Annotated in this window: 10 protein-coding genes; 8 read left to right on the forward strand and 2 right to left on the reverse strand. The window is 37.0% G+C overall.

Annotated features, from left to right (window positions below):
• Positions 1–38: 38 nt before the first annotated feature.
• Together ACB089_RS07500 and ACB089_RS07505 are read right to left on the reverse strand one after the other, a co-directional pair.
• Complete coding sequence (locus tag ACB089_RS07500) at positions 39–1736, reverse strand: methyl-accepting chemotaxis protein (protein WP_374965877.1); 1698 nt, start codon at positions 1734–1736, stop codon at positions 39–41.
• Entirely contained in the window at positions 1720–3363 is a 1644-nt protein-coding gene (locus tag ACB089_RS07505; protein ID WP_374965878.1) for a pyridoxal phosphate-dependent decarboxylase family protein, read from the reverse strand. The genes ACB089_RS07500 and ACB089_RS07505 overlap by 17 nt, the downstream gene beginning before the upstream one ends.
• 525 nt (positions 3364–3888) lie before the next feature.
• Between ACB089_RS07505 and ACB089_RS07510 the strand changes: the two genes are divergently transcribed.
• The 8 genes from ACB089_RS07510 to dnaJ all read left to right on the forward strand — a co-directional run bounded on the left by ACB089_RS07510 (position 3889) and on the right by dnaJ (position 14958).
• Complete coding sequence (locus tag ACB089_RS07510; protein WP_374965879.1) at positions 3889–5079, forward strand: DHH family phosphoesterase; 1191 nt, start codon at positions 3889–3891, stop codon at positions 5077–5079.
• Positions 5080–5532: 453 nt separating this feature from the next.
• Entirely contained in the window at positions 5533–6375 is an 843-nt protein-coding gene (locus ACB089_RS07515; protein WP_375122138.1) for a DUF4179 domain-containing protein, read from the forward strand.
• Positions 6376–6645: 270 nt separating this feature from the next.
• The gene (gene chrA, locus ACB089_RS07520; RefSeq protein WP_374965881.1) at positions 6646–7806 is read left to right on the forward strand and encodes a chromate efflux transporter; all 1161 of its coding nucleotides are present in this window, start codon (positions 6646–6648) and stop codon (positions 7804–7806) included.
• Between the two features lie 752 nt (positions 7807–8558).
• Positions 8559–9704, forward strand: a complete 1146-nt coding sequence (hemW, locus tag ACB089_RS07525) for a radical SAM family heme chaperone HemW (protein ID WP_374965882.1) — start codon at positions 8559–8561, stop codon at positions 9702–9704.
• A gap of 89 nt (positions 9705–9793) precedes the next feature.
• The gene (gene hrcA / locus ACB089_RS07530; RefSeq protein WP_374965883.1) at positions 9794–10822 is read left to right on the forward strand and encodes a heat-inducible transcriptional repressor HrcA; all 1029 of its coding nucleotides are present in this window, start codon (positions 9794–9796) and stop codon (positions 10820–10822) included.
• A 2-nt stretch (positions 10823–10824) separates the two neighbouring features.
• The gene (grpE, locus tag ACB089_RS07535) at positions 10825–11400 is read left to right on the forward strand and encodes a nucleotide exchange factor GrpE (protein ID WP_374965884.1); all 576 of its coding nucleotides are present in this window, start codon (positions 10825–10827) and stop codon (positions 11398–11400) included.
• A 74-nt stretch (positions 11401–11474) separates the two neighbouring features.
• On the forward strand, positions 11475–13313 hold the full coding sequence (gene dnaK / locus ACB089_RS07540; protein ID WP_368635897.1) for a molecular chaperone DnaK: 1839 nt from the start codon (positions 11475–11477) through the stop codon (positions 13311–13313).
• Between the two features lie 526 nt (positions 13314–13839).
• Positions 13840–14958: a molecular chaperone DnaJ gene (gene dnaJ, locus ACB089_RS07545; RefSeq protein WP_374965885.1), complete on the forward strand. Its 1119-nt coding sequence runs from the start codon at positions 13840–13842 to the stop codon at positions 14956–14958.
• The last annotated feature ends 13 nt before the right edge of the window (positions 14959–14971 follow it).

The raw sequence follows: 14971 nt of genomic DNA on the forward strand, positions 1-14971 counted from the left end.
TTGTGATCAGAAAGAAGAATATTATTGCTTAGTTTTTCTTATAACTGAAATTTTTGAATGATATTGCGAAGTTGCTGTGCCATCTCAGCTAAATTATTGGACGACGCAGTAATCTCTTCAATACTTGCTGATTGTTCTTCAGAAGCAGCTGCTACATTTTGAATGTTTCCAGATGCTTGAACGGCTACTACACCAACCTCCTCTACAGAAATGGCAATGCTATTAACGCCTTCGTTCATTGTAGTAATGATGTTATTAACTTGATCCATTTCTTGAGTGAGTTCAGTAATATGTGCATTGATTTCTTTAAAAGCTTCACCTGATGCATTAAAAGTAGTAGAGCTTTCAGCCAGATTATTACTGCTTATTGCCATTGATTTTACGGCTTGGGCAGACTCTTCCTTAATCGTTTCAATACGTGTTCGAATACTATTTGTCGCTGCTAACGATTGGTCTGCGAGTTTGCGAACTTCATCAGCTACAACCGCGAAGCCTTTACCATGCTCACCAGCACGAGCCGCTTCAATCGATGCATTTAAAGCAAGTAAATTTGTTTGATCAGTAATTTCATTAATTAATGTCACGATGTCACCGATCTCATTTGTGTATGTGCTTAAACGTTCCACAACTACCGAAGTTTCTTGAATTGCATCAGATGTTACAGCCATCTTTTCAGTAGCATTTTGAATCGTCGAATTACCTTTCTCTGAAATAGAAGATGCACTAAATGCCCTAGTAGTGACATCATTAACGCTCGTTACAACTTCTGACATCTTTGTAGAGATTGTTGTAATATGATGTTCTACTTCTTCAATAGAGGAAGTTTGTTTTTCTGATCCCGCAGCTACTTCTTGCATAGAAGAAGTAATTTGTTGAATAGATGCACTTGTTTGCTCAGAGCTTGCTGTTAACTCTTCAGACATAGCAGCTACTTGCTCAGCATTTTCAGCAATTTGCTGAATAAGCGAGCGTAAGTCTGCAGTCATATTTTCAATGCCTTCAGAAAGCTGTGCAATTTCATGAGAACCCTGAATATGAAGTGGTTCCACGGCTAAGTCTCCTTTTGCCACTTTACTAACATAACCAGTCATATTTTTAATTGGTTTTATTATGCCTTTACTAATGATATAAGCCACGATAACACCAAATATCACAAAAATTAAGGTCATAACGATACAAATCCAAATAGCCTGTGTTTGAAGTTTAGAAATGAAGGCAGCGTCCATATCTATACCAAAAAGCATATCAGTATCTTTAAATGGTATAAAAATCGATTTATGAATACCGTATTCATCTTTATAAATTCCACTAAATTTAACGGTTTCAGAATCTAACGCTTCACGCATTTCTTTACTAAAAACATAGTCCTCTTGTTGATTATCTTCATTGCTTAATGCAACAATATGTTCCTTACCATTTGCACGTGAAAGGACGTAGGCATTTTCAATATTAAACTTTTTAAGTGTTTCATTTAATTGATTTAATAGTTCTTCATTTTTATCCTTATCACCGTCATCTGCAGCTTTGACGTCGTTTATGTCTATATCTTCAAAAATAGTTTTAGAAATAACATCTAAAGATGACTCAAATTGTGTAATAACGAAATTATTGATAATTTGATTAGACGCAATAAATAATACGACGCTAAATAAAATTGAAATAATAGTAATTGGAATAGTAAAGCTAGCAATATATTTATAGAGTAAAGAACTCTTTAGCTTAGTTACTATATTCAACTTTAGCATCCTCCAAAACTTTCAACTTTTGTTGTAAGAAATGAATCATATCACCAATATGCTCCGTCTCAGTATAAGGAGAAATAGAGAAGAATTTTGCAGCAGCGACTGGCATTTGTTGTTTTGTATCACTAGTGATAACAGTACAAACTCGTGTTGTATCACCGAAAAATACTTCGTCGCGACCTTCACCAATAATTTCAAATAAAGAAGCGTTAATTCCATTAATATACTCAATCTGATCTTGTGTATAGCTACCAGACTGTTCAGATTTCCAATTAAAGCCTTCAGGATACATACGGAATGCTGTGACTGGTCCGATATTAGATTCATTTACTACTTGTAACATAGGCGTTTTTTCCGCTAATTGCGCACGGAACGCTAAATTCACACGTACATAATTCGCTAATATTTGTTGGTAGCCTTCTTTACCAAAGGCCTGTAATGCAGCGTAAATAGCAATTGAACTACCCATACGAGAGCACTCTAATGTATAGCCTGTGTGATAAGAACCATAGCCTCGATTGCCTACATAAGGTGTGTCGAAGTCCTCAATATCTAACAGCTGTAAATGTTTCCCTTCTTTAATTAAGAATAAGCTAGTCAAATAAGGTGTTTGACCAAGCTTTTGGAAGTCAAAGCAAAGGCTATCAGCAATAGGCAGATATTGCATACGTTCTTTAATTTGTTCTAATCCTTGTAAAACATCAGACTCGAACTGAAGTGGATTTGCCTTAAAATCATAATCATTGAAAAAGGCATAAAAACCACCTAAAGCTGAATCAGCATGAATATGTATTGGTTTTAAGGAATATTTTTGCTCAAGGTTAGTTGTAACGTTTTTGATAGCTTGTACATCATCGATGGCAAATTGATCTGTAGCACCAGTTGTAGCAACTACATACACTGGGATGCCACCGTTTTCTATAACCTCCGTCATACGAGCTTGTAAGTCTTCAATATCCATTGAATGATCTTTTCCAGCTTTAACACGAATTAAATGTTTACTACCGATGCCCACTGCTTCAATTGATTTTAATAAGCTGTAATGCGCATTTTCTGAAGCGAAGCAATATAAATTATTTGGTACGCCATCTTCCTTTGCGTTAGGGAATTGTTTAGCGATAGCAAGACGTAGACCACTGAAAACAGCCCCTTGTCCTCCCCATGTTGTGTAGCCAAAGCTTTGCGTATAGTCGTAGCCAACTAACTTCGACATCATTGCTACAACCTTTACCTCACATTCTGCGGCAGCTGGTCCGTATACATCCCATAGATTGTTACCGTTAAGTAAGGCACTTGTAAATTGACCTAAAATACCAGGAATGCTGGCCATTGGTAAAACATTTGTTACAAAGTTGCGTGTATGGTAAGGATGTCCTTGCATCAATTGTGTTAATCCATCCACAACCTGATCAAGTCCTACACCTGAAGTTGGTACTTGATTATCTTGCATTAGCTCTTTATAGAAATTGTCAGAACGCTCTTTCATCGGTCCAAGAGTTGTTGTTTTTGGATTCTTTAACTCATCTAATGATGAAACAATTTTCTCTAACAGAGATAAAAAATTCTCTCTTTGTTCGATATTTCCGTCTTCGCTTTGGAATAATTGTTGGATTTTTTTCATATTCATCATCCTTTATAGTTCATATTTCCTCTATTTTTCATCTTGTGAAAATAGGTCGTTTTGCTAAAAATATAATAACATATTATAACAGAAAATGAATTTATATTTTCTTGAAAAATTAATTTTCGACATTTTTAAATAATCTAATTAATTGAAAAGGGAGGTTTGCTAATAGGATATTTGTACAAAGGTTGTATCGAAGAGGGTTTTTATGACAATAATGAGAGAATTATTGTAAAAATTAGTGATTGTTAAGCATTGTGGAGAAATAAATACTTAATGATAAATACTATGTCTTGAATAATTTTTGATTTAACAATAAAGTGAAAGTTTTAATACTTTATGACTATTGGAGAGAGAACTACTTTAGTCAAAACAGAATCTGCATAGATGCAAATTCTGTTCTATGGTCGCTTTATTCGAATTATTGCAATAGCATTCTCCAAAATCACATAAAGTTTTTTCTTGTTCCGCATACCAATAATTTTTTCAACGATAAACCATACTATTTATTGAGGTGAAAAAATGTATAAATTGCTATCACATAATGATTTAGATGGCGTAGGTTGCGGAATTTTAGCCAAGCTAGCTTTTCATGATCACGTAAAAGTAAGATACAATTCAATTGCGTCGCTTGACCGAGAGATTGAGTACTTTTTAGACAATAACCAGCAAGATACTTTTTTATTTATTACCGATTTATCTCCGAATGAGAAAAATGAAAAAAGATTGAATGATTTTTATAACGCAACTGGCAATGTTCAACTGCTTGATCATCATAAAACGGCTCACCATTTGAACGAGTATGAATGGGGTAAAGTATTAGTAGAAGATGAAAACGGATATTTAACATCAGCAACGTCCTTATTTTATCAGTATCTTATCACACAGGGGTTAATAGAAAAAACGAATTCCATCACAGAATTTGTAGAGTTAGTTAGACAATACGATACATGGGAATGGGAAAAGAATGAAAATCACCAAGCACATCGATTAAATACTCTCTTTTATTTAGTTTCCATCGAGGAATTTGAAGAAAAAATGCTTGAACGTTTAAAATCAAGTGAGCAATTTGACTTTGATGAATTTGAAAAGAAAATTTTAAACATGGAAGAAGAGAAAATAAAACGTTACATCCGCCGGAAAAAAAGGGAACTCGTGCAAACAGCTATGGGAGAGTTCTTTACAGGTGTGGTTTATGCAGAATCTTATCATTCCGAGCTTGGTAATGAATTAGGAAAAGAAAATGCACACCTTGATTTTATAGCTATCTTAAATATGGGAGGCAAAAAGATTTCCTTTCGAACGATTCATGATCATATAGATGTTTCGGCAATTGCAGGAGAATTTGGAGGAGGGGGCCATCAAAAAGCGGCTGGTTGTTCTTTAACAGATGAAGCTTATCAGCAGTACGTGGCACAAACATTTCATATAGAACCAATACCAGAGGATGCGAAACGAAATCGCTATAATTTAAGGTTTTCTTCTTTTGGGACATTGTATAAAAACCTCAAGGGAGAAATTTTCCTCCTATATTCAATAAGTGATTTTGATTGGGTAATTGAAAAAAATAAACTTCCTTTAGATCAAATCTTTACAAGCTTTTATGAAGCGGAATGGTTTTTAAAAAGAAATTATCAAGCATGGTTAGTGAAAGATGAGGTATTTGTAGAGTATTTAATGGAAGAGGCTAAAAAGATTCGACAGCAAGAATAAGGGATATAGATTATTCCTTTCATAGTGTTATTGTATGAATGAAATGATTAAGATGTCAGACAAAGCATGTTGAAAAATAAAATGGTCAAGGAAATCTTTGTGGTTGTTGCAATACTTTAAATGAGGGTAATTTCTGTTTCAGACCATACTTTCATGTGAGCAAGCGTCAAACCGATTTCTTTGCTTGCGTTGTTGCTTTCGCACAGACAAAAGCATGTTATTGCTGACGCTTCGCTTTCGCGCAAAAATACATCTTGTTGAAGTTTTGTTTTATCACTAGTGACATTTTTGCCAAAGAGTCAACACATTAAAGGAATATAAATTATTCCTTTAGATACATAGTGAAATCCGTCACACCTTGACATTGTTAGAGGTTATATAATGTTCAACTGAAAACTACAATAAATAAAAAGCATTTGTGTAGACATACTTTCTTAGAATGAGGTGTACATGATGTCCAATGATTTGATTATCGAGGGCCAGCCTAAGGAAAATCGAGGACGTAAAGCATGGTTTATTGTAGTATTGCTTTTATTGGTAGTTACTTGTGTATTTGTTTTTTATTTTTTGTTTAATAAGGAATTGAATTTCGAAGCCTACAAAACAGTTGTTGGTAAAACTACTGAAAATAAACTCGGACGTTTAACATTAAATGAAATAATAATTGACGATAATCAGATCTTATTGAATGCTACCTTTAAGCCAGTAAAGGATGTAAATTTCAATGATCAAATTTATCTCTTTCCACAGGTTTTTGTGAATGGGAAAGAATTCACGGTTAGAAATGGAGGACAGTCCATCGCACAATCCGATAAAACTTTTACTATCTATAGTAGTGTGAAATTGAGTGAACTACCAAAGGCTAAAGTATTAAATTTAGATATTCGCTATAACGACTGGAACGGAGAAAAAAAGATTGAAGAGCCGTGGGAATTTCAAGTGGAAGCTTCACAAAAGCAACTACAAGAAGATAGGAAGACTTTCCCTGTTGCGAAAAAAGTGAAGCTATTAGATGGTCAAGAGATAACGATCGAGAAGGTTATTTCTACACCAATATCAACAACGATTTACTTTCATTCTGAGAATAGCCTTTTAAAGGAAGCGATACATTTTAAAATCCAATCAGCATCAGGGGAATCTTGGGACTTTAACACTACGTATCCTTTAAACGAAGATTATACGAAGTGGGGTGTTCGCCTCGATACAGTATATTTAACGGGGAAGGGCTATGAGCTAATTCCTGTTGCTGTAGATGGAAGTGAACTCGGTTCTGCTGTTAAGATTAGGGAAAAATAACTATCCTTGATTAACCGTAATTGTATTAAAAACTTTCAGGCGTGTTGATTAGGAAAAAATAGGTTTACTATTGAGCGATAAGAGGGTTTTTTTGTTGCTGCTTTGCCAATAAATCCCTATTTTAACTGATTGTAGCCCTTAGCAGAAATCAGAGCCTTTTAATTAATATGGATAATTGACATACCTGAAAAAATTTACAATATCTTAATCCAAGAGGAGGATTACCCCGCGTAATATAAATATAGATGATATGGAAAGTAGTTGAAGATATTGCGTAGGTTATGGGAAATTTTTTTAGTTTCGCTTAAATTAGGTTGTACATCCTTTGGGGGTCCCACTGCACATTTAGGGTATTTTCAAAATGAATATGTTCAAAAGCGTAAATGGTTATCTGATCATGACTACAGTCAGCTTGTTGCACTCAGTCAATTTTTACCCGGACCAGCATCGAGCCAGGTAGGGATGAGTATCGGCTTATTAAGAGGCGGGATTTTTGGTAGTATTGTGTCATTTCTTGGTTTTACATTACCGTCAGTTTTGCTGCTTATGGCATTTGCCTATTTTTCTACACGGACTGAGTTGGAGATGGGTTGGGTTCACGGCTTAAAATTAGTAGCGGTTGCGATTGTTGCACAAGCTATTTTTGATATGTCAAAAAAATTAATCCTTAGTATTCGCCATTTTATAATCGCTTTGTTAGCACTTGTAGTAGTGCTTTTATGGATGCATCCACTTGCACAGGTAACTGCTATTTTCGTTGCTTCTGTCATAGGCTATCAATTTTTTAAGAAAACCGCTGAAAGGGATGGCTTAAAAGAAGCGGTTATACCTCTTTCAAAAACGACTGGTGCATGTTTTTTAGCGCTTTTTGTCATATTGCTTGTTGGTTTACCAGTTGTTAGCCTATTTATTCAATATGATTGGTTTACGTTAATTGAAAAGTTTTATCTATCAGGTGCATTAGTGTTTGGTGGAGGTCATGTCGTGTTGCCTTTACTAGAGGCACAGTTTGTTCAAAGTGGATTAATGAGTTCCTCGGATTTTTTAGCAGGCTACGGAATGACACAGGCGGTCCCTGGCCCATTATTTACGTTTGCCTCCTATATAGGTATGGTCATTGCTGGAGTACCAGGGGCCATCATAGCAACAGTAGCCATTTTTTTACCGGCATTTTTACTAATAGTGGGGGCAATGCCTTTTTGGCTTGCACTTAACCGTATCGCTGGATTAAGAGGGGCGATGGCTGGAGCAAATGCTGCGGTTGTTGGGATTTTAGCTGCTGCTTTTATTCATCCTATAGTAACGCAAACTATTCAAGATGGAACAGACATACTTATAGCTTCAGTATTTTTATTGCTTTTAATACGCTGGAGCATTCCACCTTATTTACTTGTGCTAATAGGTGTTGTAGTAGGCGTTATTTTTAACTAAGCTCAATGTAATTATAATTGCATCGAATAGCTTACTTCCGTAAAGGCTCAACGTCGAGATACTAGTGCACGAGTGCTTGCCATTGAAATTGTGAATCAGTCTCAAGCATTAGATTTTTATTATACTATCAAAACACTTTGATAGTAGTAACTTATTGCCAACGAACATAAAAGCGTATTCGACCTTAACAATCGAATACGCTTTTTCATTTGAAAAAAATTATTAATTTTAAAGGAATACATAGCCGAAAAATTTAGTGACCCTGGCGTAATTGGGCTATCGCTTCGTTAAACTTGTGCATTTAAATCTATGTTACGTTATTTAGTGTAATTTCCTCGACGGTTATAGTTATGCTGATTAAAATATCAAGTTCATATTTACTCTTTAGTAACGAGTTAAACTTAACTCCTATCAGCTGGTATCCAAACACCCGTTGATAGTAGTTAAGCCTCCGGCGGATGTCACGGAATCGGAAAGGAGTTCACAAAGGATGTTAGCCTAATATCATCGCATCCATGCGATAACGGCTAACTGACCTGCATCGGTAAAAACGCCACGTCCTGTGGCATTACCGAAATGACCGACATCGTGTAGGCCCTCGTGTAGGCCTAAGCACAAAGCCGATTCCGGACGCAATTATGCCGAGGCATAATTGATTCGTCATTCTAAATGGTTTGATTCATAGCGTTCTCTTGAGTGTTTGTTTATAATGAGGAAATGGAAAAAGACTTAACGAGAAAGAAGGGATAGCTATGGCACGAGGTGTTTACATTCATATTCCTTTTTGTCATCAAATTTGTAACTATTGCGATTTCAATAAATTTTATTTTAAAAATCAACCTGTGGATGAATATATAGAAGCGCTAGGCAAGGAGATGGAGCTTGCTACAAAAAAATATCCCGAGAGCTTTAAACAAATCGAAACGATATTTCTTGGAGGCGGAACACCAACAGCCTTATCGCCTCAACAATTAGTGAAACTTCTTGAGCTTATTCGTACGTATATTCCGATGAGCAGTGTGACAGAATTTACATCAGAGGCCAATCCGGACGAGCTGTCAGAGGCAAAAATGCGGGCATTGTTTGATGGTGGTGTAAATCGCTTAAGTATGGGTGTGCAATCTTTTGATCAAGAGTTGTTAAAGAAAATTGGTCGTACACATAGCAACAAGCACGTCTATGAAACAATTGCTTTGGCTAAAAAGGTTGGTTTCAGAAATATTAGTCTAGATTTAATGTATGGTTTGCCGGGGCAGACGATGGCTCAATGGAAGGATACCTTAGAAAAAGCATTTGCACTTGATTTACCACATTTTTCAGCGTATTCACTAATCGTGGAGCCAAAAACGATTTTTTATAATCAATACACAAAAGGGAAGCTACATTTACCGACTGAAGATCTTGAAGCGGATATGTATGATGTGCTGATGAACCAGATGGAGGCACATGGACTTCAACAATACGAAATTAGCAATTTTGCACAAGCTGGTTTCAGTTCTAAACATAACAAAATTTACTGGGAAAACGATGAGTATGCAGGCTTTGGTGCTGGTGCCCATGGATATCTAGCTGGTGTGCGTTATTCAAATCATGGACCGTTGAAAAAGTATATGGAGACAGTGAATGCAGGGGAACTACCAATTGTGTATGAACATGTTGTAACAGAGAATGAGAAACGAGAAGAACAAATGTTTTTAGGTCTGCGTAAAATAGAAGGAATTACACACACTATATATGAAGAAAAATTTAAGGAATCGATGCATGTGCGTTACCGACATGTCATTGAAAAACTAGTTTCAGAAGGTCTTTTGGAAGATGATCCAAAAGGAATTCGTCTTACGCGAAAAGGTCGTTTTGTAGGTAATGAAGTATTTCAACAATTTTTACTAGAAGATTGAGCGATATCGTTGACATAAAATGTGGGATTTGATAACTTATTAATAGTATTAGCACTCCTCTTGATTGAGTGCTAACAGAGGTGATAATCATGCTAACAAATCGGCAATTACAAATATTGCAAGCCATTGTAGACGACTTTATTATGTTTGCACAGCCGGTAGGTTCTCGCCAAATCTCCAAAAAGCAAGAGATTACATTTAGTCCAGCCACGATTCGAAATGAAATGGCGGATTTAGAGGAATTAGGCTTCTTAGAAAAAACGCACACTTCCTCTGGTCGAGTGCCTTCGGAAAAGGGTTATAGATTTTATGTAGATCATTTGTTGAACCCACAGGGCATTAATTCAAGGGACATTCAGCAAATCCAATCAATTTTCAACGAACGTTTAGTAGAAGTGGAGCATATTATCCGAAAGTCGGCCAATATTTTATCAGAGCTGACATCGTATACATCGATTCTTTTAGGACCTGATGTTCAAAGACATCGTGTTAAACGATTTTCAATTGTGCCACTCTCTAGCGATACAGCAGTAGCGATTATCGTAACGAATAACGGACATGTTGAAAATCGGATGTTTAATTTACCACCTAATTTTACCGCTTCTGAATTAGAGAAAATGGTTAATATCTTAAATGACCGCCTAGTTGGTGTGTCATTAGAGGATATTCATATAAAACTCGAAGCTGAAGTGCTAGCAGTATTACAGCAGAATGTTCGATCAGCGGATGATTTTGTTCACGCTCTCGTTACAGCGACGATGCATAATTCGGAAAGTAAAATTTACTATGGTGGTAAAACAAATATGTTCAACCAACCGGAATTCCACGATTTAAATAAAGTCCGTATGATTTTGGACTTAATGGAAACGACTAGCCAAGTGCAGTCGCTCTTCCATCCCAATGAATCGGGCATTCAAATTCGTATTGGCTCGGAAAATAAACAGTTAGAAATGGAAAACTGTAGTGTCATTACGACCACTTATTCTATTGGTGAAGACCAGCAGGGGGCTATCGCAATTATTGGTCCTACACGTATGGATTATAAACGTGTTGTTGCTTTACTAGACGTAATGCGAATGGATTTAACACTAGCCTTTACGAAGAATCGTAGTGATTGATAATGAGGAGGATTCAAGTGACGGAAACAACTGAAAACAAAGACCTTGTACAAGAAGAAAAGAATGTACAAGCTGAAAATGAAGTAGAAGTAGGACAAGAAACTGAATTAACAATCGAAGAACAGTACGAAGCAAAGCTAGCTGAGTTACAAGCAAAGCTAGCCGATGAGGAAAATCGTCATCTACGCTTACGTGCTGACTTCGATAATATACGTCGTCGCAGTCAACTTGAGCGTGAGGCTGCTGAAAAGTACCGTGCTCAGAGCTTACTCTCAGATTTATTGCCGGTCATCGATAATTTTGAGCGTGCTTTACAAGTTGAAGCGACTTCAGATGAAACTGCTTCTATCGTAAAAGGTATCGAAATGGTGTACCGCTCTTTACTAGAAGCAACTGAGAAGGAAGGCTTACAAATTATTAAAGCAGAAGGTGAGCAATTTGATCCGAATGTTCACCAAGCTGTCATGCAGGAGCAAGATAGTGAAAAAGAAACGGGTGTTGTCTTACGCGAGCTACAAAAAGGCTATATGTTAAAGGATCGTGTATTACGCCCAACAATGGTATCTGTAAACGAATAGTCATAGCACTATTTAGTCAATTACATTTAGTAGAAAACGCATCCTTTGCGTTTAATTAATAGGAGGAAATTTTAATGAGCAAAATTATTGGTATTGACTTAGGAACAACAAACTCTTGCGTTTCTGTACTTGAAGGTGGGGAACCGAAAGTAATTCCAAACCCAGAAGGAAACCGTACAACACCATCTGTTGTTGCATTTAAAAATGGTGAACGTCAAGTTGGTGAAGTAGCAAAACGTCAATCAGTAACAAACCCTAACACAATTATTTCTATTAAATCTAAAATGGGTACATCTGAAAAAGTTAAAGTGGAAGAAAATGAATATACTCCACAAGAAGTATCTGCAATGATTCTACAATACTTAAAAGGTTATGCGGAAGATTACTTAGGTGAAAAAGTAACAAAAGCGGTTATTACAGTACCTGCTTACTTCAATGACGCTCAACGTCAAGCTACAAAAGACGCTGGTAAAATCGCTGGTCTAGAAGTAGAGCGTATTATCAACGAACCAACAGCTGCTGCACTTGCTTATGGTTTAGACAAACAAGATCAAGATCAAAAAGTATTAGTATTTGACCTTGGTGGTGGTACATTTGACGTATCTATTCTTGAATTAGGTGACGGAGTATTTGAAGTATTAGCAACAGCTGGTGATAACAAACTAGGTGGGGACGATTTCGACGATGCTATCATCGAGTATCTTGTAGCAGAATTCAAAAAAGAAAATGGCATTGACCTTTCAAAAGATAAAATGGCTATGCAACGTCTAAAAGATGCAGCTGAAAAAGCGAAAAAAGATTTATCTGGTGTAACATCTACTCAAATTTCTTTACCATTCATCACTGCTGGTGAAGCGGGTCCATTACACTTAGAAATTTCTTTAACTCGTGCAAAATTTGACGAAATTACATTACCATTAGTAAACCGTACAGTAGGTCCAGTACGTCAAGCATTATCTGATGCAGGTCTATCAACATCTGAACTTGACCAAGTAATCTTAGTTGGTGGTTCTACTCGTATTCCAGCTGTACAAGAAGCTGTACGTAAAGAAACTAATAAAGAGCCACACCGCGGTGTAAACCCTGACGAAGTTGTAGCAATGGGTGCTGCTGTTCAAGGCGGCGTATTAACTGGTGATGTAAAAGACGTAGTTTTACTTGACGTAACTCCACTTTCATTAGGTATCGAAACTATGGGTGGCGTATTCACAAAATTAATTGACCGTAACACTACGATCCCAACATCTAAATCACAAGTATTCTCAACTGCAGCTGACAACCAACCAGCAGTAGATATTCACGTACTGCAAGGTGAACGTTCAATGGCAGCAGACAACAAAACATTAGGTCGCTTCCAATTATCGGATATTCCACCAGCACCACGTGGTGTACCACAAATCGAAGTAACTTTCGATATTGATAAAAATGGTATCGTATCTGTTAAAGCGAAAGACCTTGGTACTAACAAAGAACAAACAATCGTTATTCAGTCTGATTCTGGTTTATCAGAGGAAGAAATTGAACGTATGGTAAAAGATGCTGAAGCAAATGCTGATGCAGATTCTAAACGTAAAGAAGAAGCTGATCTTCGCAACGAAGCAGACCAATTAGTGTTCCAAGTTGACAAAACAATTGCTGACTTAGGCGAACAAATTTCAGAAGACGAGAAAAAATCTGTTGAAGATGCTCGTGATGAACTGAAAAAAGCATTAGAAGCTGGCGAATTAGAAGGCATTAAATCTGCTAAAGAAAAACTAGAAGGCGTATTACAGCCATTAGTAATGAAAGTATATGAACAAGCTGCAGCAGCTGCTCAAGCAGCTCAAGGTGGCGATGCAGGTGCAGATGCTGGCGCTGGTAAAAAAGACGATATCGTTGACGCTGACTTTGAAGAAGTAAAAGACGATAAATAATAGTAAGTAACACAGTTAAGTGAAGAAGCCAAAGACCGCTTGCGGCTTTGGCTTTTCTCTATATTATTAGGTATAACCTACAAACATTTAACTTCTTTCAGCAAGTGTGTTGGTAGCGAAAGCGAAGCGACAGGTACAGACGTTTCCCACCTCTATAGGTGGGAAGATGAATACGGGTTTAAGTTTCTTTTCAGCGGGTATCCAAACATCCGCTGACAGAAGTTAAAGCCTCCGGCGGATGTCACAGAAATCGGAAAGGAGTTCTTAAAGGATGTTAGCCTAAAATCATCGCATCCATGCGATAACGGCTAACTGACCTGCATCCTGCAGGCCTAAGCACAAAGCCGATTCCGGACGCAATTATGCCAAGGCATAATTGATTCGTTAAGTTGCATAGGCTAACTGCGAGAAAAGTGAAAAAACATATATGCAACATTTTTAATGAATATTTAACAATAAAAATAGAGGCAGTTTTTTTAACTGCATGATACAATAGATTTTATGCAAAAAGAGCGGAGTGTGAATCATGGATAAACGCGATTACTACGAGGTGCTTGGTTTAACGAAATCGGCTTCTAAAGATGAAATTAAAAAAGCCTACCGTAAATTATCAAAACAATACCATCCTGACCTTAATAAAGAGCCAGGTGCAGATGAAAAATTCAAAGAAATCGCTGAAGCTTATGAAGTATTAAGTGACGATCAAAAAAAGGCGCGCTATGATCAATTTGGTCACGAAGATCCAAATGCAGGCTTTGGTGGTGGCTTCGGAGGCGGCGGCTTTGGCGGCTTCGAGGATATTTTCAGTTCGTTCTTTGGTGGTGGCGGTCGCCGACAAGACCCGAATGCACCACGCAAAGGTGATGACTTACAATATCGTATGAATATTAAATTTGAGGAAGCGATTTTCGGGAAAGAAACAGAAATCGAAATTCCTAAAGATGAAGTATGTGATACTTGCCACGGTTCTGGTGCAAAACCAGGAACTAACCCTGAAACATGTTCAACATGTAAAGGTGCTGGTCAAGTGAATCAGGCAGTGGATACACCATTCGGCCGTATGATGAATCGTCGTGCTTGTTCGACATGTCAAGGTACAGGTAAAATCATTAAAGAAAAATGTTCATCTTGTCGTGGCGAAGGAAAAGTTCAACAACGTAAGAAAATCAAAGTAACAATCCCAGCAGGTGTTGATGATGGTCAGCAAATTCGTGTGTCTGGTCAAGGTGAACCAGGTATAAATGGAGGGCCAGCAGGAGATTTATATATTATGTTCCGCGTTCAAGGACACCAAGAGTTTGAACGTGATGGCGATGATATTTATTACGAACTGAGACTGACATTCCCTCAAGCAGCTCTTGGTGATGAAATTGAAGTTCCGACTGTTCACGGGAAAGTAAAATTACGAATTCCAGCAGGGACACAGTCAGGTGCACAATTCCGTCTAAAAGACAAAGGTGTCAAAAATGTACATGGCTATGGCACAGGGAATCAATATGTAACAGTAAAAGTTGTAACGCCAGAAAAGTTAACAGAAAGACAAAAACAAATACTACGTGAATTTGCGGAAATTAGTGGCGATATTCCTGAAGAACAAGGAAGCTCACTTTTCGATAAATTTAAGAAAAAATTCCAAGGTGAATAATTAGAGGAGCTGA

Source organism: Lysinibacillus sp. RS10 (genome assembly GCF_041956855.1).
GTDB lineage: Bacteria > Bacillota > Bacilli > Bacillales_A > Planococcaceae > Lysinibacillus > Lysinibacillus xylanilyticus_A.

What these genes read in the sequence shown, in the direction of transcription:
- dnaK (WP_368635897.1), top strand. Translation starts at nt 11,475, where the DNA reads ATGAGCAAAATTATTGGTATTGACTTAGGAACAACAAACTCTTGCGTT.
- ACB089_RS07515 (WP_375122138.1), top strand. Translation starts at nt 5,533, where the DNA reads ATGTCCAATGATTTGATTATCGAGGGCCAGCCTAAGGAAAATCGAGGA.
- hemW (WP_374965882.1), top strand. Translation starts at nt 8,559, where the DNA reads ATGGCACGAGGTGTTTACATTCATATTCCTTTTTGTCATCAAATTTGT.
- hrcA (WP_374965883.1), top strand. Translation starts at nt 9,794, where the DNA reads ATGCTAACAAATCGGCAATTACAAATATTGCAAGCCATTGTAGACGAC.
- ACB089_RS07505 (WP_374965878.1), bottom strand. Translation starts at nt 3,363, where the DNA reads ATGAAAAAAATCCAACAATTATTCCAAAGCGAAGACGGAAATATCGAA.
- grpE (WP_374965884.1), top strand. Translation starts at nt 10,825, where the DNA reads ATGAGGAGGATTCAAGTGACGGAAACAACTGAAAACAAAGACCTTGTA.
- ACB089_RS07510 (WP_374965879.1), top strand. Translation starts at nt 3,889, where the DNA reads ATGTATAAATTGCTATCACATAATGATTTAGATGGCGTAGGTTGCGGA.
- dnaJ (WP_374965885.1), top strand. Translation starts at nt 13,840, where the DNA reads ATGGATAAACGCGATTACTACGAGGTGCTTGGTTTAACGAAATCGGCT.